The sequence below is a fragment of the Microbacterium sp. MYb72 genome (genome assembly GCF_002979415.1).
GTDB lineage: Bacteria > Actinomycetota > Actinomycetes > Actinomycetales > Microbacteriaceae > Microbacterium > Microbacterium natoriense.
Map to the genome: position 1 here is coordinate 1 of NZ_PCOT01000018.1, position 24,736 is coordinate 24,736.

38 protein-coding genes and 1 tRNA gene are annotated in these 24,736 nt (G+C 68.5%); 11 read left to right on the plus strand and 28 right to left on the minus strand.

Features of this window, described 5'->3' with window-relative positions; translation table 11 throughout:
• Nucleotides 1-41 precede the first annotated feature (41 nt).
• Nucleotides 42-431: a hypothetical protein gene (locus tag CQ047_RS11170; protein WP_219844612.1), complete on the minus strand. Its 390-nt coding sequence runs from the start codon at nt 429-431 to the stop codon at nt 42-44.
• A gap of 243 nt (nt 432-674) precedes the next feature.
• Between CQ047_RS11170 and CQ047_RS18870 the strand changes: the two genes are divergently transcribed.
• Nucleotides 675-827 carry a hypothetical protein gene (locus CQ047_RS18870; protein ID WP_181155913.1) on the plus strand — a complete coding sequence of 51 codons (153 nt, stop codon included), beginning with the start codon at nt 675-677 and terminating at the stop codon, nt 825-827.
• A gap of 281 nt (nt 828-1,108) precedes the next feature.
• Nucleotides 1,109-1,498 carry a hypothetical protein gene (locus tag CQ047_RS11180; RefSeq protein ID WP_105675227.1) on the plus strand — a complete coding sequence of 130 codons (390 nt, stop codon included), beginning with the start codon at nt 1,109-1,111 and terminating at the stop codon, nt 1,496-1,498.
• A gap of 75 nt (nt 1,499-1,573) precedes the next feature.
• Here CQ047_RS11180 and CQ047_RS11185 read toward each other — a convergent pair whose 3' ends face one another.
• The 14 genes from CQ047_RS11185 to CQ047_RS11245 all read right to left on the minus strand — a co-directional run bounded on the left by CQ047_RS11185 (nt 1,574) and on the right by CQ047_RS11245 (nt 8,458).
• On the minus strand, nt 1,574-2,332 hold the full coding sequence (locus tag CQ047_RS11185; protein ID WP_146114327.1) for a hypothetical protein: 759 nt from the start codon (nt 2,330-2,332) through the stop codon (nt 1,574-1,576).
• Between the two features lie 192 nt (nt 2,333-2,524).
• Nucleotides 2,525-3,169: a hypothetical protein gene (locus CQ047_RS11190; RefSeq protein WP_105675231.1), complete on the minus strand. Its 645-nt coding sequence runs from the start codon at nt 3,167-3,169 to the stop codon at nt 2,525-2,527.
• A 145-nt stretch (nt 3,170-3,314) separates the two neighbouring features.
• On the minus strand, nt 3,315-3,647 hold the full coding sequence (locus tag CQ047_RS11195) for a hypothetical protein (protein WP_105675233.1): 333 nt from the start codon (nt 3,645-3,647) through the stop codon (nt 3,315-3,317).
• 7 nt (nt 3,648-3,654) lie between these two features.
• Entirely contained in the window at nt 3,655-4,341 is a 687-nt protein-coding gene (locus tag CQ047_RS11200) for an XF1762 family protein (protein WP_219844613.1), read from the minus strand.
• A gap of 46 nt (nt 4,342-4,387) precedes the next feature.
• Nucleotides 4,388-4,858, minus strand: a complete 471-nt coding sequence (locus CQ047_RS11205) for a single-stranded DNA-binding protein (protein ID WP_105675235.1) — start codon at nt 4,856-4,858, stop codon at nt 4,388-4,390.
• Nucleotides 4,858-5,058 (minus strand): hypothetical protein, encoded by a 201-nt coding sequence (locus tag CQ047_RS11210; protein WP_105675237.1) that lies wholly within the window; start codon nt 5,056-5,058, stop codon nt 4,858-4,860. Before CQ047_RS11210 ends, CQ047_RS11205 begins: the two co-directional genes overlap by 1 nt.
• Nucleotides 5,055-5,354 (minus strand): hypothetical protein, encoded by a 300-nt coding sequence (locus tag CQ047_RS11215; RefSeq protein ID WP_105675239.1) that lies wholly within the window; start codon nt 5,352-5,354, stop codon nt 5,055-5,057. Before CQ047_RS11215 ends, CQ047_RS11210 begins: the two co-directional genes overlap by 4 nt.
• A gap of 10 nt (nt 5,355-5,364) precedes the next feature.
• A complete protein-coding gene (locus CQ047_RS11220) occupies nt 5,365-6,021 on the minus strand; it encodes a hypothetical protein (protein WP_219844614.1) in 657 nt (218 codons plus the stop codon).
• A gap of 351 nt (nt 6,022-6,372) precedes the next feature.
• The gene (locus CQ047_RS11225) at nt 6,373-6,780 is read right to left on the minus strand and encodes a hypothetical protein (RefSeq protein ID WP_105675241.1); all 408 of its coding nucleotides are present in this window, start codon (nt 6,778-6,780) and stop codon (nt 6,373-6,375) included.
• Entirely contained in the window at nt 6,777-7,046 is a 270-nt protein-coding gene (locus tag CQ047_RS11230; RefSeq protein ID WP_219844615.1) for a hypothetical protein, read from the minus strand. The genes CQ047_RS11225 and CQ047_RS11230 overlap by 4 nt, the downstream gene beginning before the upstream one ends.
• Nucleotides 7,043-7,660, minus strand: coding sequence for a hypothetical protein (locus tag CQ047_RS11235; RefSeq protein ID WP_105675244.1), 618 nt, complete (start codon nt 7,658-7,660; stop codon nt 7,043-7,045). Before CQ047_RS11235 ends, CQ047_RS11230 begins: the two co-directional genes overlap by 4 nt.
• On the minus strand, nt 7,657-7,962 hold the full coding sequence (locus CQ047_RS11240; protein WP_105675246.1) for a hypothetical protein: 306 nt from the start codon (nt 7,960-7,962) through the stop codon (nt 7,657-7,659). The genes CQ047_RS11235 and CQ047_RS11240 overlap by 4 nt, the downstream gene beginning before the upstream one ends.
• Nucleotides 7,959-8,120 carry a hypothetical protein gene (locus CQ047_RS18875; RefSeq protein ID WP_181155914.1) on the minus strand — a complete coding sequence of 54 codons (162 nt, stop codon included), beginning with the start codon at nt 8,118-8,120 and terminating at the stop codon, nt 7,959-7,961. Before CQ047_RS18875 ends, CQ047_RS11240 begins: the two co-directional genes overlap by 4 nt.
• Nucleotides 8,121-8,167: 47 nt before the next feature.
• On the minus strand, nt 8,168-8,458 hold the full coding sequence (locus CQ047_RS11245; protein ID WP_105675248.1) for a hypothetical protein: 291 nt from the start codon (nt 8,456-8,458) through the stop codon (nt 8,168-8,170).
• A gap of 138 nt (nt 8,459-8,596) precedes the next feature.
• Between CQ047_RS11245 and CQ047_RS11250 the strand changes: the two genes are divergently transcribed.
• A complete protein-coding gene (locus CQ047_RS11250; RefSeq protein WP_146114329.1) occupies nt 8,597-9,061 on the plus strand; it encodes a hypothetical protein in 465 nt (154 codons plus the stop codon).
• A gap of 10 nt (nt 9,062-9,071) precedes the next feature.
• Here the strand turns inward: CQ047_RS11250 and CQ047_RS11255 are convergent, their stop codons facing one another.
• Nucleotides 9,072-9,404 carry a hypothetical protein gene (locus CQ047_RS11255; protein ID WP_105675252.1) on the minus strand — a complete coding sequence of 111 codons (333 nt, stop codon included), beginning with the start codon at nt 9,402-9,404 and terminating at the stop codon, nt 9,072-9,074.
• A gap of 27 nt (nt 9,405-9,431) precedes the next feature.
• Between CQ047_RS11255 and CQ047_RS11260 the strand changes: the two genes are divergently transcribed.
• Nucleotides 9,432-10,001, plus strand: coding sequence for a hypothetical protein (locus CQ047_RS11260; protein ID WP_105675254.1), 570 nt, complete (start codon nt 9,432-9,434; stop codon nt 9,999-10,001).
• Between the two features lie 13 nt (nt 10,002-10,014).
• On the opposite strand, the gene CQ047_RS11265 is transcribed toward CQ047_RS11260, so the two are convergent.
• The 7 genes from CQ047_RS11265 to CQ047_RS11295 form a co-directional block, all read right to left on the minus strand.
• Nucleotides 10,015-10,467, minus strand: a complete 453-nt coding sequence (locus CQ047_RS11265) for a hypothetical protein (protein ID WP_105675255.1) — start codon at nt 10,465-10,467, stop codon at nt 10,015-10,017.
• Nucleotides 10,464-11,135, minus strand: a complete 672-nt coding sequence (locus CQ047_RS11270; protein ID WP_105675257.1) for a hypothetical protein — start codon at nt 11,133-11,135, stop codon at nt 10,464-10,466. The genes CQ047_RS11265 and CQ047_RS11270 overlap by 4 nt, the downstream gene beginning before the upstream one ends.
• The gene (locus CQ047_RS11275; protein WP_105675259.1) at nt 11,132-11,488 is read right to left on the minus strand and encodes a DUF6085 family protein; all 357 of its coding nucleotides are present in this window, start codon (nt 11,486-11,488) and stop codon (nt 11,132-11,134) included. Before CQ047_RS11275 ends, CQ047_RS11270 begins: the two co-directional genes overlap by 4 nt.
• Complete coding sequence (locus CQ047_RS11280) at nt 11,485-12,450, minus strand: YqaJ viral recombinase family protein (protein WP_105675261.1); 966 nt, start codon at nt 12,448-12,450, stop codon at nt 11,485-11,487. The genes CQ047_RS11275 and CQ047_RS11280 overlap by 4 nt, the downstream gene beginning before the upstream one ends.
• Nucleotides 12,451-12,452: 2 nt before the next feature.
• Nucleotides 12,453-12,737 (minus strand): hypothetical protein, encoded by a 285-nt coding sequence (locus tag CQ047_RS11285; protein WP_146114330.1) that lies wholly within the window; start codon nt 12,735-12,737, stop codon nt 12,453-12,455.
• 62 nt (nt 12,738-12,799) lie between these two features.
• Complete coding sequence (locus CQ047_RS11290) at nt 12,800-13,588, minus strand: BRO family protein (protein ID WP_105675263.1); 789 nt, start codon at nt 13,586-13,588, stop codon at nt 12,800-12,802.
• A 264-nt stretch (nt 13,589-13,852) separates the two neighbouring features.
• Nucleotides 13,853-14,077, minus strand: coding sequence for a helix-turn-helix transcriptional regulator (locus tag CQ047_RS11295; protein ID WP_105675265.1), 225 nt, complete (start codon nt 14,075-14,077; stop codon nt 13,853-13,855).
• A 120-nt stretch (nt 14,078-14,197) separates the two neighbouring features.
• Between CQ047_RS11295 and CQ047_RS11300 the strand changes: the two genes are divergently transcribed.
• The 3 genes from CQ047_RS11300 to CQ047_RS11310 are packed head-to-tail and all read left to right on the plus strand — an operon-like array spanning nt 14,198 to nt 16,433.
• Entirely contained in the window at nt 14,198-14,521 is a 324-nt protein-coding gene (locus CQ047_RS11300; protein ID WP_146114332.1) for a helix-turn-helix domain-containing protein, read from the plus strand.
• Between the two features lie 25 nt (nt 14,522-14,546).
• Nucleotides 14,547-14,984, plus strand: coding sequence for an ImmA/IrrE family metallo-endopeptidase (locus CQ047_RS11305; protein WP_105675269.1), 438 nt, complete (start codon nt 14,547-14,549; stop codon nt 14,982-14,984).
• A 60-nt stretch (nt 14,985-15,044) separates the two neighbouring features.
• Nucleotides 15,045-16,433: a recombinase family protein gene (locus CQ047_RS11310; RefSeq protein WP_258132603.1), complete on the plus strand. Its 1,389-nt coding sequence runs from the start codon at nt 15,045-15,047 to the stop codon at nt 16,431-16,433.
• A 153-nt stretch (nt 16,434-16,586) separates the two neighbouring features.
• Here the strand turns inward: CQ047_RS11310 and CQ047_RS11315 are convergent, their stop codons facing one another.
• The 3 genes from CQ047_RS11315 to CQ047_RS11325 are packed head-to-tail and all read right to left on the minus strand — an operon-like array spanning nt 16,587 to nt 19,569.
• Nucleotides 16,587-17,525 carry a type II secretion system F family protein gene (locus tag CQ047_RS11315; RefSeq protein ID WP_105675273.1) on the minus strand — a complete coding sequence of 313 codons (939 nt, stop codon included), beginning with the start codon at nt 17,523-17,525 and terminating at the stop codon, nt 16,587-16,589.
• Nucleotides 17,522-18,379, minus strand: coding sequence for a type II secretion system F family protein (locus CQ047_RS11320; RefSeq protein WP_105675275.1), 858 nt, complete (start codon nt 18,377-18,379; stop codon nt 17,522-17,524). Before CQ047_RS11320 ends, CQ047_RS11315 begins: the two co-directional genes overlap by 4 nt.
• Complete coding sequence (locus tag CQ047_RS11325; RefSeq protein WP_374197868.1) at nt 18,376-19,569, minus strand: CpaF family protein; 1,194 nt, start codon at nt 19,567-19,569, stop codon at nt 18,376-18,378. Before CQ047_RS11325 ends, CQ047_RS11320 begins: the two co-directional genes overlap by 4 nt.
• Nucleotides 19,570-19,679: 110 nt before the next feature.
• On the opposite strand from CQ047_RS11325, the gene CQ047_RS11330 reads away from it, so the two are divergent.
• Nucleotides 19,680-19,761: transfer RNA gene (locus CQ047_RS11330), tRNA-Leu, on the plus strand.
• 66 nt (nt 19,762-19,827) lie between these two features.
• Nucleotides 19,828-20,574, plus strand: a complete 747-nt coding sequence (locus tag CQ047_RS11335) for a DedA family protein (protein ID WP_105675277.1) — start codon at nt 19,828-19,830, stop codon at nt 20,572-20,574.
• A gap of 6 nt (nt 20,575-20,580) precedes the next feature.
• On the opposite strand, the gene CQ047_RS11340 is transcribed toward CQ047_RS11335, so the two are convergent.
• Nucleotides 20,581-21,390, minus strand: a complete 810-nt coding sequence (locus tag CQ047_RS11340; RefSeq protein WP_105675393.1) for a Ku protein — start codon at nt 21,388-21,390, stop codon at nt 20,581-20,583.
• A 58-nt stretch (nt 21,391-21,448) separates the two neighbouring features.
• Between CQ047_RS11340 and ligD the strand changes: the two genes are divergently transcribed.
• A complete protein-coding gene (gene ligD, locus CQ047_RS11345; RefSeq protein WP_105675279.1) occupies nt 21,449-23,398 on the plus strand; it encodes a non-homologous end-joining DNA ligase in 1,950 nt (649 codons plus the stop codon).
• 60 nt (nt 23,399-23,458) lie between these two features.
• Nucleotides 23,459-23,815 (plus strand): DUF805 domain-containing protein, encoded by a 357-nt coding sequence (locus CQ047_RS11350; protein WP_105675281.1) that lies wholly within the window; start codon nt 23,459-23,461, stop codon nt 23,813-23,815.
• Here the strand turns inward: CQ047_RS11350 and CQ047_RS11355 are convergent.
• The gene (locus CQ047_RS11355; RefSeq protein ID WP_105675283.1) at nt 23,812-24,732 is read right to left on the minus strand and encodes a cation diffusion facilitator family transporter; all 921 of its coding nucleotides are present in this window, start codon (nt 24,730-24,732) and stop codon (nt 23,812-23,814) included. The genes CQ047_RS11350 and CQ047_RS11355 overlap by 4 nt on opposite strands.
• Between the last annotated feature and the right edge of the window lie 4 nt (nt 24,733-24,736).

Genomic DNA, 24,736 nt, shown 5'->3' on the forward strand with positions numbered 1-24,736 from the left:
AGGTGCCGACTGATGGCGTGCGCGCGCAGTGTGAGGATCGACTACCAGATGGGTGAGGCGACGACCGTGCGGTCTGTGTCGGCGGGAGCCTCGGTCGCGGACTGTCCGCGGAGCTTGGCGCGCGCCTCGGCGAGCGTCATGTCGCTCTTGAACTGGTTGCACTTGCGGTGCATGAGGTGGCAGTTGGATCGCTCGTAAGGTGAGCCGCCTCGGGAGCGAGGGATGTCCTCGTCCACTTCACCGCGCATCGGGTGCGGGATGCAGCCTATGCAGTCACGGTGCGGGCATCGCTTTCCATGCTCTCCGAGGATGAAGGTGAGCGTCTTGTCGACCGGGTTGTCGCACAGTGCGCAGTCGTGCTCGTCGGCCTTCACCCGCTTCACCAGCGAGCGACGCCGTGCACCGTTCGCGTTGACGGCAGGCGTGGTCATTCCGCCCCCTCTTGCATTCATGCATCGTCACGATGTATGATTAAGGTACAACAACAGAGAGGAGGAAGGATGGACAGGCTTCCCGAGCTGATCGCCTCGATCGCCGCCCTGGTCGCCGCAACGGCCGGACTGATCGAAGCACTCAAGCCCCGGAAGAAGCGGAAACGCAGGAAGTGAGGAAAGGGGATCGGAGCTAGAACAAGTAGCTCCGATCCCCGCCTTCCAGTATCCATCCAAACCACCATGAACCGACCACTCACCTACGCGGGCTCAGCGCTCGCATTCGCCGCCGCCGTCTTCGCATTCACCGCGGGGGCGACGTTCGCCGGCATCCTCGCCGTGGCCGCCGGCGTCGCCACCATCACAGCCCTACTGCTGAAGGGACAGCCGGAGTGATCACGTACCTGTCACGCACCCAAGTCGCCGAACGCATCGGCGTGAACCCGTCATCGCTCGGACGGTACAAGCTCCCCGAGCCCGACGCGATGATCGGCGACGTCCGAGGATGGCTCCCCAGGACCATCGACGCCTGGCATGCAGCACGCCCCGGACGCGGTGCAGGCGCAGGTCGGAAGCCCCGTCGGGCCGCATCGCCGAAGGCCGCGAGCATGTCCGGATCCATGTAGTCGAGAGCTCCTCGACGATCGCCGATTCGACCACCCCGCTACGCTCTCGACATGCTCTCATTCATCGCCGCCGCAGTTCCCACGGTCGGCGGACTCTATGTTGCCTGGTCGATGCTGATCGAGTACACGCGGGCCGCTCATACCGCGCGCGTGTTCGAACGCATCGAGCAGCGGTACAACACAGATCGCGCGGCAATCAGCATGGAGGAGCTCGGCGCCGCCGAATACGAACGACAGACGACGGCACTCGGCGAAACCCGACGCAACCTCATGCGGAAGAACGGTCTTGATCCGTACATGGGCACACGCAAGGCGCTCAACGCGTCCGGGAAACCTCAACCGCCGCGCTCAGTTGACCTCCGGCGCCAGTGGGTTCTGCTCGTCACATCTACCGCCGGCGTGATTCTCGTCGCAATCGACGTCGCGACCTCGGCTGGCTAACGACGAAAGCCCCGCCGGATCGGCAGGGCTTCGGTCACAATTCAAGTGCAAGCACAGCTTAACACGTTCCGATCGTCACACGGGGCCAATGACGGCATCGGGTTCCAGGGTGTCGATGACGTCTTCATAGATCCGAATCAGCTTGCCGGCCGTGTCTGCGAAATCCTGCGCCAACCAGTCCGTGAGCACGAACCGATCCAAGTCATGCACCATGCGATTCCGGAGCTCCTGCAACCGCACCCCAAGCTCGAATGCCTCGGAGCTGATCAGCCCACGCTCAAGTAGCTGGCCCCCAAGGAACCCGAGATTCTGAGCCGGCCCAGGGCTGAATCCGAGGCGTTGCCCCAAACGCGCAGCTGTCCGCTCAAGCCGGCTCCATGCGTTCATCATGTTCCAGTAGTTCACCGCTTCACCAGCCGCGGAGCCGGACGCATCACCCGACGCATTCACGTGATAGATCCTCAGCTTTCGCGACGGCGCAGTCGCCGATGCGGGCACGTTGCTCGCCGCTGGGATGTCGTCGCTGTCGTCACGAACTGTCCCGGGGTCGTCTTCTCCCTGTGCGCTCGGATCCGCCGCGTCTTGCTCCAACTCGGGTACGGGCTTCTCGTTGAGTTCGCGAGCATCGTGTTCTAGTCGCTGTGTCAGCACGACCTTGCCTCCGAAACCCGATGCCTCGCGGATCCGAGAGAGAACGTCCACGATCGTCCGCTTGTACGCGAACGCGAGCACAATGACGACGAGCGGCCACGCCACGACCTTCAAGTACTCGAGGAGCAGCAGCGCTCCTTTGCCGAGCAACTCGACGATGGTGGTCACGACGACAGGATCCATCAGGCCAGTATGTCGGACGGGCCGCTCGGCGCGTGTCTCGGAATCATCGCCGCTCCCTCCCATCCTCGTGATTCCACTCGTCGGCGGACGTGCCGCACGTGTGGTCTTGCTGATCGCTGTCGCACCCGCATTCGAGCGAGTACGCATCCGACTCGTCCCAGCCCTCCTCCGGCCACTGCGGGTTGACGTGCGTCATCCGTGCGCATCGTGTTCTGTGGTCTGGTTCTGGACCAGCCCTGCTGCCTTCTTCTCGCTCAGCCGCTCGCGCGTAGCGATGAGCTCTTCACGCCGGAACTGCCGCACCGGGATACCCGCGATCACGAACGTTCCCGCGACGTCGATTTCCTCCCGCTTGATCCATCGCCGGAGCGTCGAGTCGCTGCCCGCGATCCTGACGGCATCCGCCCACCCGACGATCGGGTCGCCCCACTCAGGGATCGGCACCGCGGCGTCGCGAGCGGGATCGATCTCCTCGGCCGGCGACCATGCGGGTTCGCCCTTCGTGCGTCGCTCGACGCCCCACTTCGCCATCGCATCTGCGACAGACCACGCCGGCCGCTCCCCCGCGACCTCGGGGTGGACGTCGAGCACGACCTCACCCAGCCACGTGATGACCGTGAGGTCGTTCGAGTAGTCCGACAGGGTCACATGCCACCACGGGGACAGCTGCTCGAGCGCGGCGATCGCGTCCAGAAGGTCCGCATCGACCGGCGCCGGCGCCTCCACCGACGACGACCGGCCGCCCGGCGCCTTATCCGTCGGCGTCGCCTTCATCGGATCCGCCAGCGAGCAGATCCGGCCCAGCAGGTCCGGGCCATCGGCGAGCAGCGCCCGCATCCGCCCGAAGCACCGATCACAGATCAGAGACCCCTCACGGCACTCACGCTCAGCACAACCCCAGCACGCGCCACCGTCCGGCGCGGTGCCGTCGCACGACGCATAGTGCACTCCCCGCTGCGTGCATCCACGGATGCAGGTGCGCTCAGACATCGCTCTCCCCTTCCTGCTCCCACCTGGGGTACATCCGGTCGAGGCGGCGCAGGGCGGCTGCCGCCGAGTTGCGGATCTTCCGATCCAAGTAACGGCGGAGACCTTCGAACTGCACGTCGACGTCGCTGAGCGGTCGCCCCAGGTCGATCGAGGCGTACACCTGACATGCGGTGACCGGGTGCATGATGATCGCGCCAAGCCAGGGTGCGTCAAGGAACGCTCCGGCCTTCGACGTCACGAACACACCACGCTTGATGAACTGGGACTCGATGATCGGGACGCCGTCGAGCGCGCGGCGACCGTGGGCGGAGCATCGGCCCTGCATGCACGCCTCACACATCGCACACCCCCGCCCGCCACCGACGCTTCTGCTCGGTCGGTGCCTGGTCCTCGCGCCGTCGGCTCGGGGTGTCCCAGCTGCCGCCACCCGCGAGGCCGTCCTCGTGCCAGCCGGCCGCGCGCAGTGATGCACCCGACTCAGTCGCCAGCGTGTACGTGATGATCTTGTGCGGCTCGTATCCGAGGGCGATGCCCGCGCGGCGCAGTGCGCCGTAGATCATCGAGCACGCGTTGCGCGTCCCATCAGTGCACACGCGCACGACCTCGAGGTATCCCTCACGGTCGAGCACACGCGAGACCGGCCGCCCCGCGATGCCGACGCCGCGGATGCGCTGCGCCTCGTCGACGACCGAGACGCTGAACTTGTGCCCGCGACTCGCCTTGTGGTGTCGGTGATGATCGATGACGAACGCGTTCGCCTCCTTCAGGCCGATCGGCCCCACCTTCAGGGCGGGCCGGTCAGTCGCCAAGCGGTCCATGACCTCCCTCTGCCACGGCAAGAGCGGTGCCTCGAGCGCTGCCGCGACATCATCTGTACGCCAGGACGCGAGCGGCCGGGGCAGGAACTCCACCTGCACCGCGGTTGTGCCCGCCTCGATGTCATGGCCCACGACGTGCACCTGGATCGGTACCGGCCCCACGCACACGCAGTCGTCGACCTCGTCGGGATCCTTCGACACCGAGATGATCCCTGACCCCTTGCAGTGCACACAGTTCGGGCGCGGCTCAGAAAGGCGTGTCATCACCGAAGCTCCCCCACTCCCCTGCAGGCGGCTCAGACGTCGCCCACTGCTCCTCGACCGGGGCGGATGCCGTCGGCCGCTGTGGACCACCGGTCGACGCCGCGCGCGTCACCTGAGCTGTTACGTAGCGCAGAGAGGGGCCGATCTCGTCGACCTCCAGCTCGATCGCCGTGCGCTGGACGCCCTCACGGTCCTGGTAGGCACGCTGACGAAGTCGGCCGGTCGCGATGACCCGCATGCCCTTCATGAGCGACCCGGCGACGTGCTCGGCGAACTCACGCCACACGGACGCGCGGAGGAACAGCGCTTCGCCGTCCTTCCACTCGCCGTCCTTCAGCGTGCGAGGCGTGCTCGCGATCGTGAAGTTCGCCACCGGGAGACCGTTCTGCGTGTAGCGGAGCTCGGGGTCAGCGGTCAGGTTGCCGACGACGGTGATCACGGTCTCGCCGGCCATCAGCGCTCCTCCCCCGCCATCGGCTCGACGTGAACGCGGATCGCGGCACGCTCGAAGAAGTCGGTCGGCAACTCGATCTCGAGCGGCATGACCACGTCACCGTCTCGGGTCACCGCGTCCCGGGTCCTGGCGAGCTTCACGACCGCGAACCGGTCATACCCGCTCTTCCTCAGGTGCAGATACACCGTCTTCCTGCTCATGATGCTGTCCTCTCGACGTGGCGGCCCTCGCCGCGATGGAACGGGTTCGCCGGGAGCCCGAGCTCTCGGCGGATGGCGGCGATGCGCCAGTTCGGCATGCCGAGACGCTCAGCGATGACGGCGTCTTGCAAGCCGGCGCGCACGAGGTGCTCGACGCGTGATGTCGCGGTGTCCTTCCACGGCATGAGCTCGAGCGTCGCCGCGAGGATCAGCTGCGGAATGCGCACACCCTGCTGCTCGGCGACGCCGACGAGCCGCGCCCAGTCGGCATCCGGGATGTTCAGTTCGACCTTCATCTCGTTCTCCTCAGAACGTCTCGTCGGGCCACTCGGCGCCCTGCTCGTACTCGGTCATCTGCTGCGTGTAGCGCTCCTGCGCGATGAACTTGTCGTGCTGGCGGCGCGCAGTCCCGCAGGGTCCGCAGTCCTCGAAGCGACCGTGCGGGTGATCGGGGCATCCGATGGGCGGAGCATCCAGCAGCAACGGCCGTTTCGGACGCCGGGGGCCGCGCTCCTGCTCGGCCCGCCAGCGCGCCCACTCGCTCTCCCGCTCGGCGCTCTCGACCTGCACCCTCTCCCGCGCCCGCGCGCCCGCTCCCCCCACAGCCGCGAACGTTCGCGAAGGTTCGCGCGGTGGCTCCGGAGCATCCGACGACGCGAGCCGCGCGTCGACGCGGAGCGGGCGCCGTAGCGCGATCCACTCCGAGCCCTGCTCCTCGTAGATCGTCAGGAACCCGGAGTCGGCGAGCATCAGCAGGTGATCGATCACTAGATCCGTCGCCGCCTGCCCCGGGTAGATCGCCGCCGCGATGAGCTCCGGCACGAGCTCGCACCGGCCCAGCGGGTCCGTCGCCGTCGTCCACAACCCGATCGCGGTCGGTTTCGACTCGTGCGGGGCGCGCAGGTACCCCGGCCACCGCATGTCCTCCGCGCTGATCCGCCGCTGCACGCTCCTCGTTGACACCCTGATCGCTTCCCTTCGCGAATCCCTCGAACACCAGATCGATCGCGAGCCGCAGGTGCTCGTCGTCGACCTCGAAACACTCCGTCCACCCACGGCCCTGAAACAGCAACCGGCGGGCCTCAAGCTCGGAGCGGAACGCCAGCGGGAACCAGCGCCGCAGAATCCGCAACGCCTCCGTCTCCCACGACGCATCCGTGCCCCGAGCGAGCACGACCACCTGACCGCCCGAGATGGTCATCTCCTGCACCCGGGAGAACCGCCAGGCGCGGCCGACCTTCAGCACGTGACGACCCTCGCCGCGCTCATCCGCCCAGACGACGACGTACGTCATCGCGAACTTCGGCATGGCGCTCATGACTCCTGACCGCCTCGCTCATGCGTACGGTGCAGCGGTACGCCTGCACGGCGTGCAATCGCGTTTGCCCACTGGATCGCAACTGCCGCGGTCTGAACGAGCTCGGCATGCAGCCGCTCGGGGTCGTCTTCGGCCATCGCCTCGAAGACCTCTTCGAGCAGGATGTCGGCCCAGGTGCCGGGGCGGTCGCGCGTCTCGGGGTCGGTGAATCGCCACGATGTGCGACCCTGCATCATGTAGCGGATGAGCGACGCCTCGTCGTCGTCGGCGATGCCGGTCGCGGTGTCCGCGAACAGCGGCATCGTGTCGGGCCCGGTGCCGTCAGGGTGGTTCTGCTCGCCCCATCTGAGATCCTGGCGGACGCATTCGAGGATGACGTCGGCGTGTGCTCCATTGGCCTTCATGCCCTCACTCCGTTCTTGATATCGGCGAGCGATTCGGCCCGCCAGGTCTTGTGTGCCTCGGTGCCTTTCGAGCAGAGCCCGAACCGGTCCAGCGCCCAGGTGCGCTGACCGCAGAGCGCGCACGTCTTCGCGCGCTCCTGCTTCATGTCGATGACGGCGAGCGCCTCGGCGACCTCCCGGCGGTTGCGTTCGACCTGCGAGGGGTGCAGCACCCACCCCTTGTCGGTGGTCGACCATCCGCCGTCATGCATCGTCGCGGCGCTCATTCGGCACCGCCCAGCGACAGCATCCCGTCCGCGGCCGCGGACACGGCACCCGATCCCGGGAACAGGTCGACGAGCTCATCGGTCGCCGGGTCATAGCCGAGGGCGTCCAGCACCCAGCGTGTCCACTCGGCCGGCTTCGCGCCGACGAAGCTGCGGCGGCCGCCGCGCGCGGACGGCGCGTTGGCGACGAGCACGTTCGACACCCGCATTCCGGCGCGGGTGCGCCGCTCCACGGGGATGTAGACAATCACCGGCTCCCACCGCTCAATCAGCCGGCCTCCCCCAGGCATCGCGGTGGGGCGCTCCCAGGCCATGATCTGCGCGTTCATCGGAAGGGGGTGATAGGCGCCGAGTCCGTCTGGTGTGGTGGCGATCGCCCACCCGTCGAAGTTCTCCACCAGGTGCAGAAGCAGTTCACGGTGCGCGGACAGGTCGTCCCACTTCGCGGCCTCCGGGTGCACGTCCGCCCGCGGGGCGTCCGTCTTCGACCGCGGTCCCTCGCCGTACCAGCGCGTCGCGCGGGAGCGAGCCGTCACCCGTGATCCGCCGCCGGCGAGATCGAACCGCTCACGAAACAGCGGCGGGTAGGGCGGGTCCGCGATCGCGAGCCTCATGCTGCCACCCCCGCGGCGAGCTCGTCATCGCGGTCGCGCTGCCACTGCTGCTCGAACATCGCGTACGTGATCCGCGGATGCGTGCCCCAGTGCTCGACGAGCTCCTCCGAGGCATACGCGAACGCCCGGGCCTGGTTACCCATGAACAGGGAGAACGGCTCGATGCCCTTCTCCCGGCCGCGGGCGTTCAGCATCGCCCCGTTGGTGGCCTCCTCGGCGGCCATGTACTGCTGGTACAGGGTGTCGTCGTACGCGGCGCGACACTCCCGCCAGGCATTGAAGGCGTCGCTGACGATGCTCATGCGATCCCCTCCTGTCTCACTGCCCAGGCGTCAGCGCGCGCCGCCCACTCGAGGTACGCCGGGTTCGGCGCGTAGCCGAGGAGGGTCTTCACCCAGCGCGTGGGGCGACCTTCGACGACCGCGTTGTACTCGTCGCGCAGCGAGCCGACCCTCGTCATCCCCAGTCGGGAGTCACCCGGCCGCGGGGGCAAGAGTTCGCGGCGGCTCATACGATCACCGCCTCATGCCAGTCGAGCCACTCGCGGCCGTAGACGCTGCAACCCATCTCCATCGCGACGGAGTACGTGATCGGCACTCGGTAGGTGCCCTCGAGGCGGCACCAGCGCATCTCGCGCGGGTAGAACACGGGCACGCGCTCGGGGTTCGTCACCCAGGCGCGGACCTTCCACCCGTAGCGGAGCGCCTGCGCCTGCATGCCCCCTTCGCATCCGGCGTTGCAGATCGCGCACAGGGCCAGACCGTCGACCGGGGCGGGCAGGTTCTTCGACCCGCCCATCCCCACAGCACGGCGATGCTGAAACGTCAGCAGGTACGACCCGCACGCAACACACCGGTGCCCGTCACGGGCGTACACCGTCTCCCGGGTCTCCTTCGACGGCGCAGCCATCACGCCACCCCCGATAGAGTGCGAGACGTGGAAATGGACAGTGGCTGGGCCGTCATACTCGGCGCGATCATCGCTCTCGTCAGCAGCGCCGTGCTGCCCTGGATTCGCGACGCTGTCGCAGCAAGACGGGCCGATCGGATCGCTAGGAAGAGCGCCCTCGAGGCGAGTATCCGAAGGGTCATCCATACGGTGACCACAGCGTCCTTCGAACGCCCACTGTCGACACCCGACCGCGCAAAGATCGAGGTCGGGCTCCAAGACACGCTCACCGAGTTCGAACTCCTGCTTGGCGGCCGATCGCAGCCTGTCGGCGTCATGCTTGACCAGGCGTCACGTGATGCCACCGGCGACGACGAGCGCCTCAGAGCACTCGCCCGAAGCACTGTGCCGCTCCTCCTCACCGGATGGCACAGCGGCATCTTCTCCGGCCCGGATGTGTGGGCGAGATACTGCGACAGCCGCGCTGCGATCACGAGCCCTGCACCGGAATGATGCGACAAATTCATCGGTGCTCTCCTGTCGTTCCCTCGATGGGCTGCTGAACACCGCGGACCTTCGCGAACGGGATGCGGTCGACCCACGAGTAGCCCGTCTCGACCGACACGGTCTCCTTGTTCACGCGCACGACCTTCCGCCACGAGTGGCCGTCGTGGACGAACCCGGCGCCGACGATGTCCTCGCGGGTGTAGATCCGGCGGGCGGCTTCCCTCGCGGCGTGCTCACGCTTCGACTTCTCGAACTCTGCGGCGCGCTCTGCCTTCACCGCGGCGACCGCGGCGTCGACCGAGCGCTCTGTCTCGGCAGCGCGGCGACGGTACGCCTGAACGCCGCTCATCGGGTCGCCCCCGATAGAGTGCGGGGCATGAGCGATGCGAATGCCATCAACTTCGGCCTGTTTGTTGTGACGGCACTAGCCACCCTCGTCTCGGTTCTCGCTGGCGTCGACGCGCGAAAGTCAAGGACGGCAGCTGCGGAGGACGCGGCCAAGGCGCTGGAAGAATCTACGCGCACAGCGACCGCTGTCGAGGGCTTGGAGGCCGCGTCGACTCGTGCAGCGGACGCGGAGAAGCGACTCCGTCGAAGCGAGTTGGCAAGGGATCTGATCGTTTGGTTCGAACGAAGCACCGCGTTGATGGTTCTGGGCTCTGACGCAGCCCTACATGATCGCGAATGGGTTGAGGCCGGACACGGCCTCAACGCACGCGCACGAGTCATCGACTCGGAGGGAGCCGTCGAACTGATGCAAGCCGCCAAGCGCGCCCGCGCGGCAGTCGACGCTGTCGCTGTCGAACGTCGCATCGACGTGGCGATGCATACGACGGCGATGCTGCAGCTGTACGCCGAGCGGTGGGTTGACGACGGTGAAGTACAGCGGTGGCCGATCGAAGACTGGATCAGAAACGAAGACGAGCGCCTACGCGACGACGCATGACCCGTGAGTGCGCTCATCGGTGCTCTCCTCGGAAGTTGGCATTGATGGAACGGAGGATCTCGATGTCCTCCTTGATCGCGGCGGCGTAGTCCTTCGCGTACTCGTACGCCAACCAGGCGTCATCCTCGGCGTCGAGTGCGGCGATCACGCGGTCGTCGGCGCCGTAGGCGAGCTCTCGGAGTTCGGTGAGGGTGGCGCGGGGCAGCTCGGCGCGGAGCTCCTTCACCGCTCGGCCGACAGCGATCTTCTTGTCGCGCTGCGCCTTCCGCAGCTTCTTGCGGTACTCGTTCAGCGCCCTCGGGGCGTTCGCGTTCGTCGCGCGCGCCCAGACCAGAGCTCCGGCAGCCTGCACCGGCGTCGGGAACATCGCGAGCAGGTCGGCCTCGTCGAGACCGGCCAGTTCCAGCGGCACGAGCTCCATGCGCTCGGCGACCTCGTCGACCTCCGACTGCGTGTCGACGGTCATCGGCGGGCACCCTTCTTGCGGGCGGCCTTGCGGCGCGCAGCACGGTTCGCCGGCGGCAGGTGGTCCTGCACGGCCGGGCGCTCGGATGCGGCGTCCGCGGCGTGCTCGTCGAGCGGTGTCCAGTCCGCGGTGAGTTCGTTGATCTTGGCGCGCAGCGCACGCTCGCGCGGCACCGTCACCGCACGGGCCGTCTTCATCTCCTGGTGGAGCGTGTGAACCGCCTCGACGGTTCGTGCGTCGGCGATCGCCTTGTCCCAGTCCTGCCCAGGCGCGGCGTCGGCGGTGGCGCGCGGCGCGTCCTCGTCGGGCTCGACGCGGTCGCCGATGACCTCGCGGAACGCGCGGCGCAGGGCGGAGCGGACGAGGAACGACCCGAAGCGCTGCATCGGCTTCGCGTCCCAGATGTCGCACCAGCGGCGGCCGTCCTCGGTGAGCGAGGTGTCCACGGGCAGCGACTCGCCCCAAGTGGCGTAGACGGTCGTGGGGATGCCGTCGCGGTGGACGGTGGCGCGGCCAGCGAGAGGGGGCTCGGGCGCGAGCCAGACCGGCACCCAGTTCGTGCCGTCGGCAGAGAACTCGGGCGGGTCGATCTGCACCCGCGCGCCGGACGTGATCGCGAGGCGTTCGTACTCGGCGAGAGTCTGTGCGACGTCGTCGATGTTGGTCATGGCTGGTCCTTCACGGGGATGAGTTCGAAGTCGTGGGAGTCGGTGGCGACGACGCGGTAGCGGCCGCGCTCGAGCGGTTCACCGGAGGCGAGGTGCGCGTGCACGTCGCAGGAGAAGAGGTCGTCGCCGTTGAGGCGTTCGATCAGCGGGTGCTGCAGGGTGAACGTGTCGCCCTCGGCGCGGACGATGTGGTCGTGGCCGTCGGTGAGGTCGATGAGCACGGCGATCGCGATGGCGGCGGAGTCCTTCGCGATCGCGGTGCGCTCGGCGGTGGAGATGTACTTCCGGTTCGCGGTGAGGTTCTTCCGCATGCCCTCGGCGAGCAGCGCCTCGATGACGTCGAGCTTGCTCACGACGCCTTGGCCTTCGTCGGGGTGATCGTGAGGCGCACCTTCGGCTTGTTGTAGAGCACAGCGGCGGCGGCCTCGCCAGCCTTGACGCGGGTGCGCAGCTGCACCATCTCGGCGTAGGACTCCGGTTCGGCATCCGCCCAGGCGGCTTCGTCGAGTTCGGTCGACTTCGAGAGGGCGAAGGTGGCGCGCGTGCCTGCTCCCTTCGCGCCGGTGTCGTCGGCCTCAGCGAGCGCGTACGCGCGGATGATCTTGTCGGCGGCGCTCTCGGCGGCCGCGGCGGCGTTCTTCATCGCGCGGGCGCGGGCGAAGTCGGCGAGCGCGTCGTCGATGTCGGCGGGGAGGTCGTCGGTGGCGGGGGCTCCGGCGTCGCGCCAGTCCATGAACTTCTGCAGCTCGGCGATGAGGACTGCGATCCGGTCGTCGTCGCGGGGCACCCAGACGTACCTCGGGTCGTCGAGGGTCGGAGTTCCGTCCTCCCCCATGACCTCCCACACGTACAGCCACGAGCGGTACCCGGTGACCGCCATGCCGACCTGCATCTGGTCGTAGTGCTCGGCCGGGATGTCGTCGCGGTCCCCCCACTTGTGATCGTGGGACTTCACCTCGACGCCGAACTCACCGTGCTCCTTGTCGAAGCCGAGCCCGTCCGGCGTGGCGAGCAGCCACGGGATCTCCCAGTGCCCGAGAAGGGCGATGTTCGTGGCGCACGGGGCGACGTTCTCGGAGGCCCAGTCGATGAGGAAGTCTTCGCGCTCGTGACCGCGGCGCGTGTGCTGGTTCCCCGTGAAGGACGAGCCGTTCAGCTTGTCCGTGAGGATCCGCAGCTGCGCGCCGCGTCCGGCGTGCGCGATCGTGTGGGCCTCGGAGGCGGTGACGCCGGCGTCGCGCGCGGCACGCCCCTCGACGGTGCCGAGGGAGTCCTCCGCGATGATGCGCAGCAGCTGCGTGGTGACGGTGGTCATGGTCAGTCCCTCCCGGGGGTGAACGCGGCGACGAAGATCGCCAGGCTGATGAGGACGCCGAGGTCAGCGCCGTTCCAGACGGGGGCGGCGGCGGGGATGCCGCAGGTCGCGGCCAGGGCGAGGCCGGTGAGCAGCAGCACCCAGCGCCACGGCGCGAGCGGCAGGAGGCTGCGTCGCTCGGGGACGACGGGGATGTCGCTGGTCGCGTTGAGATGAGTCGTCGCCGGGCGGGGCGCGAAGTCGCCCACCATGACGGCGGTGTCGTCGGTATCCTGTGCAGTAGGCAAGTCAGTGCCTTTCTCTTGATGGGGCGTCCGGTGCAACGGGCGCCCCTCTTCTCGTTGTGTGGTCAGTGCTTCGGGATGGTGAGGTCACCGTGCGCGCCGAGCCAGGCGGCGAGCCCGTCCCAGAGGCGCGCCTCACCCTTCGGCGTGAGTCGTGTCGACACGGCGGTCTGCGTGCCGCGAGTGTTCGTGCCGAAGGTCGTGCGGTGGGCGCGCGCCCATCCCGCCTCGATCGCCTGCGCGGTCGGCTGGTTGTGCCGCACCGACGCGCCGCGGATGATGATCCCGAGGCGTCCGGCGTGGTCGTACACGTCCGCGTGCCGCACCTTCACGCCGGGGAAGCGCTCGGCGCAGTGCGCCTTGAAGTCGTTCGCGACGTCGGCGATCGTGCGGAGGCCGTCAGCCTGGCGGAACGTCTCGGCGTGCGCGGCGACGGGCTCGAGCTCGGCGACGCGTGTCTCGAGCACCTCGACGCGGCGTGCGGTGATCGCGAGCGCCTGATGCACGATCTCGTCCTCGGTCAGCGCCGGCGCGTACGAGCCCGTGCGGACCACCTGCGGGAGCACCTCCTCGAACGCCCACCGCTCGAACCGCTCCGCCGACGGGAGACGACTGCCCGCGATCATGCGCAGCAGATCCGGCTCGCCGATGACACGGGCCAGCTGCGCGCGCCCCATGCTGTCTTCGATGGGGTGGTGAACCGCCACCCCACGACAGTGCTGCTTGATCGCGTTCGTCGTGTCCGCGTAGCCGAGCGCGGTGGCGACGTCGCGAGCTACGAACCGCGGCATGCCATCGATCACGACGACCCGCACGTTGGCGCCGTCGAAGCCGAACACCTCGAGCGCGCTCATCGCCCGCTCCCGACACCGTCAAGACGATCCAGGCGGGAGATTCCGGCCGGGCTGTCGTCGCCCACCTCGGCGAACAGCGCGGCGATGATGCGACGCCATGCCCGACGGATCATGACGCCACCGCCAGACGCTCATTCGTCGCCGACACAGCCACCGCGCGCGCATCCCGCTGCGCGAGGTTCTCGAGGATGCGAGCAGCGATATCGCCAGAGCGTCGCCATGCAGCGTCCGACGGCTCCGCACGGGGCACAACCTGAGCTCCGCTCACGATGCCGCCGCCAATCCGAGAGCTCGCTCGGCGCGCGCGACGAGGTCGGACGCCGTCGTGCCCAGCCGGGCAGCGACAGCGGAAAGCAGCGACGGCGAGAACGCCGCCGGCCCATTCACGCGGGACGACAGCGTCGCGCGACGGATGTCGAGGTCTTCCGCGATGCTCTTGACGCTCACGCCCTTGGTGCGAGCGATGAGCGCGCGCACCTCCTCAGCCACAGCTTCATCGAGAGCTGTGTACCCAGTTCGGTTCATGTCCATGGGAGTCATATTGAACCGAGTTCGGTTCAAAGTCAAACGCCTTGTGGAAAGTGAACCGAAATGGGTACACTCTCGGATGTGGCCAAGCACCTACTCCCTATTGACGCTCTGATCGCCGATCAACTGATCGAAGGAGTCAGAGCCGCCGGGTTGACCTATCGACAGATTGCGTCCGCGACTGGGATGTCAATCAATCGACTCGGGATCATCCTCCGGAAGGAGCCACCCCCCGCGACCGTCGGCGAGGTTGGCCTCATCGCCGGATGTTTCGGCGCCACAGCGAGCGAGATCATCCTCGCCGCCGAGAATGTCGCACCCCGCCGAGATGATTACGACCTGGTCTCCAACGAGACGATCAACGAGTTCCCCGACGGGGACGATGCCGACTACGACCACGCCTGAGCGCGCACTACCGAGGGGGTACCGCATGGATGTCTGGAAGCTCGCCGACGACCTCGGCCTCACGGTCCGAGAACGCCGCGGCACACACCGCAGCGGCTACGCGCCCGGCGCCGACCACATCGACCTCACGCCCGGCATGCGAGGCCGCGTCCTTCGAGGCGTGATGTGCCACGAGATCGGACACCACGTCCTCGGCCACCGCCCCACCGATTTCGGACTCATCCGCAAGCGCCAAGAGCAGGCCGCCAACGTCTGGGCCGCGCAGACGCTCATCACCCCGCAGGCGTACGCCGACGCCGAGCACCACCGCAACGGTCACATCACCTCCATGGCGATCGACCTCAACGTGCCCGACGAGCTCGTCATCATCTACCGCGGCACGCTCCTCCGTACCGACAACGCCGTGTACGTCGACCCACGGATGGGCACCGGACAGTTCGCCCACCGCATCGAGGTCGGGTAGATGGCGAACGCACGCAGGCATCTAGTAGCAGCAGCGCTAACCAGGCGGCGCGCGCTCGGCATGATCCGAGTCTCGCGCGAGCGCGACGGCATGACCTCCCCCGAGGTGCAACGCCACGCGATCGAGTCCTACGCAGCCTCGAACGGAATCGACATCATCGACTGGGTCGAAGGCATCGATGAGACAGGGTCGCGCGCACGCTCAGCATGGTGGCCCCGACTCGACCAGTCGATCGAACGCCTCGAGGCTGGCGAGTTCGAAGTCATCGTTGTCTGGAAGTTCTCGCGCACTGCGCGGCACCGCCTCCGCTGGGCGGTCGCCCTCGACCGAGTCGACTCGCTCGGCGGCGGCCTGCTCTCCGCCACCGAACCCATCGACGACCGCACCTCCCATGGGCGCCTCGCTCGCGGCATGGTCGGCGAGTTCAACGCCTATCAGGCGGATCTCATCGGCGACACATGGCGCGAAGCGCACGCGCGACGATTCCGCGAGGGCAAGCCGATCAACGGCAAGCCCCGATTCGGTTACGCCTACTCCCCCGCGGACGGCTTCACCCCCGACCCGGTCTCCGGCGCCGTGCTTGCGGACACCTACCGTCGATACATCGCCGGCGAAAGCGTCTACGCACTCGTGCGATGGCTGAACGACGGCCCCACACGACCCGTCGGCGGCTACGGCGGCAAAGGCGACGGGCTCTGGTCGGAACGCACCCTCCGCCGCGTGCTCGACTCCGGATTCGCCGCCGGACTCATCACCTACCAGGGCGACCAGAAGCGCGGCATCCACCAACCCCTCATCACCGACGAAGAGTGGGACGCGTATCTTGAGGCTCGCGGCCGACGCCGCGTCTACCGCCGATCTGAGCGCTCCACCTACGCCTACTCGGGCATGGTCTGGTGCGCGTGCGGATCCAAGATGCACGGCGGTGCCCACGGCTCTGATCGCGCCAGGTCTTACCGATGCAAAGACGGCAAGGAGAAAGGCACTCACGACGGCGGTTACGTCGCTCAGACGCTCATCGACGACGCGGTACGCGAGTGGCTGCAAGAGCATGAAGGACGCGTCCGCGCAGAGGTCGAAGCGGGCATCGACCGTCGCCCACGACGCATCTCAACGGACCCCACGGCCGACCTGAAGCGCCAGCTCTCCGACCTCGCCAACCGGCAGGTGATGCTCGTCGAGCAACGCCTCAGCATGGGCATGCCACAGGCCGCCTACGAGACCTTGCGGGACCGCTACGCTGCGCAGGCCACCGCCCTTGAGCAGGAGCTCCGCACGACCGAGGTTCAGCAATCCGCACCGCTGCGCGTGCTCCCTGTCCTCCTCGAACGGTGGGACGACCTCACAGTCGAAGAGCGCCGGGAGTACCTCCGCGCGCTCATCGCCCGCATCGAAGTCGTCCCAGGCCGACCCCACGCACGGATCGAGATCATCCCTCACGACGCCTGAATTCCCGCGCCGGGATCAGACCACAGTCACGAGCGTCACGAGCACCCAGCCGGGCACGTCGCCGGTCTCGTCAGCTGCGACCTCGTTCGCCCACTCACCAGGGCGTCGCCACCATCGTCGAAGAGTCGTCATTGTCGTCCTTTCGTGGAGCGCTCAGCCGATGCCGAGGCGGAGGATGAAGAGGCCGGGGTAGATCGCGAAGAGAACGCTCAGCGGGAGGATGAGGAACACCAGTGGGAGGAGCATCAGGATCTCCTTGCGCCCCGCCTGCTCGATGAGCGTGCGCTTCGCGTCTTCGCGCGCATCGCCGGCCTGGGCGTGCAGCACCGCGGTGAGGGGCGCGCCGTGCTCCAACGCGGACACGACCTGGTCGACGGCTCTCGTGAGCCCGGGCAGCTGGAGCCGGGACGCCATCTCGCCGAGCGCATCGGCCAGAGGCGAACCCGTCCCCACGACCAGTACGACCTGTCGCAGTTCGGCGGTCAGCTCACCGGAGCCGATCGCTGCGACGCGACGGAGCGAGTCGAGCAGTCCCTCCCCCGCGGAGAGGCACAGTGCGAGGAACTCCAACGTGGTCGGCAGCTCGTCGGCGAGCCGCACTCGTCTGGCCTTCGCCCGCGCGGTCAGCTGCATGTCGTATCCGAGAGCGGCAGCACCGCCGCCGAGCAGAGGCAGCATCGCCACGGGCACGGTCATCCGCCCGAGGAGGACCAGCGCGATCAACGCCATCGCACCCGCGCCGATCCCCGCCAGCATCCAGCCCAGTTGCCGACCGCGGAAGGCCGCCGGATCCGTGCTCAGGCCCGCCTGGGCGATGCGCTGGCGCAGCGACTCCCCGCCTCCGAGAACCCGTTCGAACGCCACCAGCATCCACTGCCAGGCCGTGCGTCGCGTCGCGGGCAGCACGCCGACCCGCGGAAGGACCGCGGAGGGCAGGGCGTCATCGACGACGACGTCTCTCACGTAGGGCGCGATCCGCACCGTCAAGGAGGCCGCGCGCCATCTCGGAAGGGTCGCGAGGATGCAGAGCGCTCCGATCGCGAAGCCGCCGCCGGCGAGGATCGCGACCGCGATCGCGGAGAACCCGCTCATCCGAACCACCGCCCCGGCTCCGGCAGCCGTCCGATTCGGACCATGATGCGGTAGGCGGCCACCGACACCGCGGCTCCGACGCAGATCACCAGCATGCCCTCCGGGGTGCCGTACGCCGATGCGCCCTCCGGCCTCATCACGAGAAGCCCGAGGATGATCCACGGAGCGACGGAGCCGAGGACGGCGGCTCCACGGATCCACGACTGACGAGCCTCCACCTCGCCACGGAGGGCCGCGTCCGCCCGCACGGATGAGGAGAGAGCTCGCAGCACGCCGGTGAGCTCCGTTCCTCCGACCTGCCTCGCCATCCGCAGCGTCTCGACGATGCGGTCGGCGATCGGATCGGCGAGCGAGTCCTTCAGCCGGTCGAGGCTGCTCTCGAAACGCCCGGTCGCGCGAAGATCCCTCTCGAACACGATGAAGGCCGGACGCAGCATGGACGGCGCCGACTCGGCGAGGTTCGCCACGGCGTCAGGCAGCGACAGCCCCACCCTGATCGAACCGATCAGCAGGTCACAGACATCGGGCCAGAGCAGCCGTCGAGCTTTGCGCAGGCGAAGACGTCGCGAACGCAGGAACGCGACCGGGACTCCCGCACCGGCCGCGCCGGCGAGAGCGGAGAGCGCGGAGAGCCCGGTGAGCAGCCAGGCGACCGACGCCGCCGTCAATGCCGTGGCCACCGTCGCCGCGACGATCGCCCGCGTGCCCAGCGACGCGAACCCCGCTTCGCCCGCGAGGCGAGCGAGCCTCCCCCGTCCTTCCGGTCGGGGCGCCTCTGTGCGGCGAGGCCACAACCACGGCGAGGCGCAGAGCAGCACCCCGGCGGCCAGGACGGCCCCGAACAGCACGGTCATGCACCGACCTCCACGCGTCGCAGCTCCCCGCGGGTGCGGGTATGCCGGGTCGCGTCCGCACCATGCTCGTACAGGGTCCTCGAAACGATCCGACCGTCGACGATCTCCCCCGTCGGCGCGATCACCTCCCGCACCCTTCGTGTGCCATCGAGGTCACGACCGCAGTGGACCACGAGATCGACGGCCATCGCCAGCGCCGGCGCGATGAACGACCGATCGATGTTGCGTCCGGCGAGCAGCGGCAGCAGGGTCAGCTTGTCGAGAGCGTCGGCGGCCGAGTTCGCGTGCACGGTGGCCGCTCCGGGCACGCCGGTGTTGAGGGCGAGGACGAGATCGAGCGCTTCGGCGTCGCGCACTTCGCCCACGACGAGCCGATCGGGGCGCATCCGCAGCGCCTCCTTCACCAGTCGCCTCAGGGTGATCTCGCCCGTTCCTTCGAGACTGGCCTGACGCCCCTGCAGCGCGACGAGATCGGGGCCGTCCACCGCGAGCTCGAAGGTCTCCTCCACGGTGATGATGCGCTGCCGGTCTGCGCAGGAGGCGAGCAGGGCCGCGAGGAGAGTCGTCTTGCCCGCGTGGGTCGCCCCGGACACGATGACGCTGCGTCCCTCGCGCATCGCCCGCCTCAGCGTCGTCGCGAGCCCTTCCGGAAGCGCTCCCTGCGCGGTCAGCGACTCCAGCGTGCGGTGACCGGGGAGGAACTTGCGGATGTTAAGTGCCCATGATCCGCGCACCACGTCGGCGATCGCGACGTGCAGCCGCGAGCCGTCGGGGAGGGAGGCGTCGACGAACGGCTGGCCGATGTCGACCCGGCGCCCCGTCGACTGCAGCATCCGCTCCACGAGATCGCGCAGCGCCGTCTCCGTCAAGCGCAGATCGACGCGCTCGGCGACGCCGCCGCGTGCGACGTGGATCCGTTCGGGGCCGTTGCACCAGATCTCCTCGATCTCGGGGTCGTCGAGCAACGGCTGCAGAGCCCCGAAGCCGCTGACGGCGGCGAGCACCTCGCGCACGCACCCCGGCTCGTCGTCGATCATCGCCTCGCCGCGTGACAGCGCGGCATCGTTGAAGCGGCGGACCTCCGCGAGTGCCACGCGACGAGCCGCATCGGGATCGATCGACGGATCGGTGCCCTCGGCGCGCAGCCGCATGCGAAGGCGCTCGGCGACGAGGACAGAGGGTGGGAGCACCCGAGCATCCTCGCAAGATTCACGGAACGACCGCGGAAGTTATCCACAGCCCGGGTCCGGGCTGATCCCCAGATTTCCGGTTTCACCGGTCAGTAGACTGATTCCACCGCGCGGGAGTGGTGAAATTGGCAGACACGCAGGATTTAGGTTCCTGTGCCCTAGGGCGTGTGGGTTCAAGTCCCACCTTCCGCACTGTTCGATCGCACTCTGTGCGATCAGACACTCGACCGCCGCACATCTTTCTCCGACGGGACCCCCATGCATCACGCCGCTCTCATTCCCTGGCTCGACCCCGCCACCATCATCGGCAACGCCGGCCCCTGGGCTCTCCTCGTGGTGTGCTTCATCGTGTTCGCCGAGACGGGGCTCCTCATCGGATTCCTCCTGCCCGGCGACACCCTCCTCGTGATCTCGGGACTCCTGTCGCACACCTCCGCGGCGCTGCCGCACGGCGTGTTCGGCATCAACGTGTGGATCGTCGCGCTCCTGATCGGGCTCTCCGCCTTCGTCGGCGGCGAGGTCGGATACCTCATCGGACACAAGGGTGGCCCCGCGGTCTTCGAACGCAAGGAATCGGGCCTGTTCAGCAAGAAGAACGTCGAGCGCACGAACGCGTTCTTCGAGCGCTTCGGCGGCATCACCGTCATCCTCGCCCGGTTCGTGCCGATCGTGCGCACGTTCGCGCCTGTCGCCGCGGGCGTGGGGCACATGCCGTGGCGCCGGTACACGCTCTACAACCTCATCGGCGCGATCCTCTGGGGCTTCGGCCTGACGATGTTCGGCTACCTGATCGGGTTCATCCCGCCGGTCGCCCACTTCGTGGAGAGCTACATCGACCTGATCCTGCTCGCCGCTGTCGGCGGCACCGCGCTGGTCACGCTCTGGCACTACCTCTCCGAGCGCTACAAGGCGAAGAAGGCCGCGGCCGCCGGTGAGGACGTCGTGACGGATGCCGCTGAGGCCGAGGCGCTCGCGCTCGACCTGGACGGCGACGACAAGAACTGACCCGGCTCAGCCGGCGTTCTTCGCCTTCTGCTCCTTCGACCGCGCGACGCTGGCGCGCAGCGCCTCCATCAGGTCGATGACCTCGCCGCCTGCCGCCTCAGCATCCGATTCTCCGAACGTCACCGCTGCGTCGAACGTGTCGCCCGCCTCGATCTTGGCGTCGATGAGGGTGCGCAGCTCCTTCTGGTACTCGTCGACGAACGCCTCGGGGTCGAAGTCGGCCGAGTAGCTCTCCACGAGGGACGACGAGAGCTCCAGCTCCTTCTTCGAGATCGTCACGTCCTCGTCGAGGACCGGGAACTCGGCCTCTCTGACCTCGTCCGCCCACAGCAGCGTCTGCAGCACCAGCACCTTCCCGCGCACGCGCAGCGCCGCCAGCCGGGTCTTCTGCCGCAGCGTGAACCGCACGATCGCGGTGCGATCGGTCTGCTCGAGCGTCTTGCGCAGCAGCACGTACGCCTTCGGCGACTTCGAGTCGGGCTCGAGGTAGTACGGCTTGTCGAGGGTGAGCAGGTCGACCTGGTCGGAGGGGACGAACTCGACGACGTCGATCTCCCTGCTCTTCTCGGCGGGGAGCGCGGCGAGGTCGTCCTTCGTGAGCACGACGGTCTGCCCCTCGTCGACGTACGCCCGATCGATGTCGGCGTACGCGACGGTCTCACCGCACACCTCGCACGTCCGCTGGTAGCGGATGCGTCCGCCGTCCTTCTCATGCACCTGATGCAGCGGCACATCGTGGTCCTCGGTCGCGGAGTACACCTTGACCGGCACGTTCACGAGACCGAAGGTCAGTGCGCCCTTCCAGATCGTCCTCATCACACCAGTAGACACCAGTCACACCCGTCACGACCAGTCCCTTGACTACGCTGGCGTCATGGTCGCGGATGCTCAGATGGTGCAGGTCGACGGCCGCCGCCTGCGCGTCACCAACCTCGACAAGGTCGTCTACCCCGAGACGGGCACCACCAAGGGCGAGGTCATCGCCTACTACACGCGGATCGCACCGCTCCTGCTCCCCCAGCTCGCGGGCCGTCCTGTCACCCGCAAGCGCTGGGTCGAGGGCGTGGGCACCGCCGCACAGCCCGCCGACGCCTTCTTCACCAAACAGCTGGAGCGGGGAGCGCCGTCGTGGATCCCCCGGCAGGAGATCCGTCACTCGGACGGCCCCAAGGAGTACCCGCTCGTGGATGAGGTGGCGACTCTCGTGTGGCTCGCGCAGGTGGCCGCAATCGAGCTGCACGTCCCGCAGTGGCGCTTCACTCCCGACGGACTCCCCGGTCGCCCCGACCGTCTCGTCCTCGACCTCGACCCCGGTCCCGGCGTCGAGCTCGCGCAGTGCGCCGAGGTCGCCCGGATCGCGCGCGGCATCCTGTCGGACATGGGCCTCGACACCGTCCCCGTCACGAGCGGCAGCAAGGGCCTCCACCTCTATGCGGCACTCCCCGGAGCGCAGACGAGCGCGGAGATCTCCGAGGTCGTGAAGGAGCTGGCCAGGATGATCGAGAACGAGCACCCCGAGCTGGCGACGAGCGTCATGGCGAAGGCCGCCCGCGGCGGCAAGGTGTTCCTCGACTGGAGTCAGAACAACGGCAAGAAGACGACGATCTCCCCCTACTCGCTGCGCGGCCGGGCGCAGCCGTGGGTCGCGGCGCCCCGCACCTGGGACGAGCTCGACGATCCGGCTCTCGCCCAGCTCGACCTCCACCAGGTCCTGGAGCGCGCGGCAGACGGCCTCGATCCGTTCTCCGGGTTCCGCCCCGCGGGTGCGGGCCCCGCGGGTGTGGTCTCGGCTCCGATGCCCGCCCCCGCCTCACGCCGCGCGCACGCGCGCATCCCGCGCCCCGCAGAGCCGGGCACTCCGGCGCCCGTCGCCCCCATGCTGGCCGAGAACGGCACCCCCGCCATCGCGAGGGGGCTGAGCCCGCAGCCGTGGGTGGAGGTGAAGTGGGACGGCATCCGCGCCCTGGGCACGTGGTCCGGCGGACGGATGCTGCTGCACGCCCGCAGCGGCACCGACATCACGGCCCGCTACCCCGAGCTCACCGCCGACGGCGCCCCCTTCCTGCCCGTCGCCGACGCCGTGCTCGACGGCGAGATCGTCGCCTTCGACGGCACAGGGCGCCCCAGCTTCTCCCTGCTGCAGAATCGGATGCACCTGACCAGGCCGCGGGAGATCGAGCGGGAGGTGGTGCGGACGCCGGTGCTCTACCTCGCGTTCGACCTCCTGCGCCTCGACGGGCACGACCTCACCTCGATGCCGCTCGCCCAGCGACGCACGCTCCTGGAGGACGTCGTCGCCGATCTCGACGCCCCGGTGCAGGCCCCTCCGGTCTTCGACGACATCGACGCGGCCCTCGCCGCCAGTCGCGAGTTCGGGCTGGAGGGCGTCGTCGTGAAGGATCCCTCCTCCCGCTACCGTCCGGGGCAACGGTCGCCGTCGTGGCTCAAGCTCAAGCACACGCGGATGCAGGAGGCGGTGATCGTCGGCATCCGCCCCGGCAAGGGCGACAGGGAGGGCACGATCGGCTCGCTGCTGCTCGCCGTGCCCGATCCGATCGCGCTGCGCTACGTCGGCCGGGTCGGCACCGGATTCACCGAGCGGATGCTGCGAGATCTGCTCTCGCAGCTCACCCCGCTGCGCGTCGCTGCTGCGCCTCTGGACGGCGTGCCAGCCCTCGACGCCTCGGACGCGCTCTGGGTGCGTCCGGAGCTCGTGGGCGAGGTGGAGTTCGCGAACTGGACGCCCGACGGCATCCTCCGCCATGCGCGGTGGCGCGGCCTGCGCCCGGACAAGACGCCCGCCGAGGTCGTCGTCGACGCGTGATCCTCCACGCGAGCGGCGGCGCGCTCTAGGATGGGCGCGACCACCAGGAGGAGGACGCCCATGTCATTCGGCGAAGCGATCACGACCGTGCTGCGCAAGTACGCGGACTTCACCGGCAGAGCCGCCCGCCCCGAGTTCTGGTGGTGGATCCTCTTCTCCGCCCTCGTCGCCGCCGCTCTCGGCGTCTTCGAGGTGCTGCCGGTCGGCGACGGCTCGAGCCTCGGCGCCATCCTGTCGAGCCTGTGGGGCATCGCGGTGCTGCTGCCGACGCTGGCCGTGCTCGTGCGCCGCCTGCGCGACACGGGCCAGGGCTGGGGCCACGCGTTCTGGCTGCTCGTGCCGATCGCGGGGATCATCGTGCTCGCGATCATGCTGTCCCGGCCGGGCATCCCCGACACGGGCGCCGTGACCGCCTAGGCGTGGTGCGGTTCGCAGTCGGACTGCTCGGCCGGCTCGATCTGGAACGTCGAGTGCTCGACGTCGAAGTGCTCGGCGAGGCACGCCTGCATCTCGTTCAGCAGTGCCGCTGAACGGCCGTCCGCGAACATCTCCGGAGCGACGGTGACGTGCGCGGTGAAGACCGGTGCACCTCGCGTGAGCTGCCACACGTGCACGTCGTGCACGCCGACGACGCCCTCGTAGCCGAGCAGGTGCGTGCGGATCTCGCTCACCGCCGTGCCCTTGGGTGCTGACTCGGCCAGCACGGAGAAGACCTCTCGCAGCAGGGAGATCGCGCGCGGGATGATCATCACGGCGATGAACATCGAGGCGATCGCGTCGGCCGGCATCCATCCGGTGGTGACGATCACGATCGCGGCGACGATGACCATGGCCGATCCGATCAGGTCGCCCATGACCTCGAGGTATGCCCCGCGCACGTTGATGCTGGTGCGCTGCGCCCGGCTGAGGAGCCACATCGAGATCGCGTTGGCGATGAGTCCGACGGCCGCGACGACGAGCATCAGGCCGCCGGCGACCTCGACCTCCCCTGGGTCGATCAGTCGTCCGATCGCCTCGACGCCGACCCATCCGGCCAGCGCGATGAGGATGACCGCGTTGATCAGGGCGCCGAAGACCTCGGCGCGCTGATATCCGAAGGTGCGCCTGTCATCGGCGGGCCGCGCGGCGACGGCCGCGGCGATGAGGGCGATCAGGAGCGCCGAGGCATCCGTGAACATGTGGGCCGCATCGGCGAGGAGCGCGAGAGAACCCGTGAGGATGGCGCCGATGACCTGCACGACCATGATCGTCGCCGTGAGGCACAGCGAGATCGTCAGCAGACGTCGATGGCCTGCCGAGCGGATGCCGCCTGCTGCGGGTGCGTGATCGTGCATACGA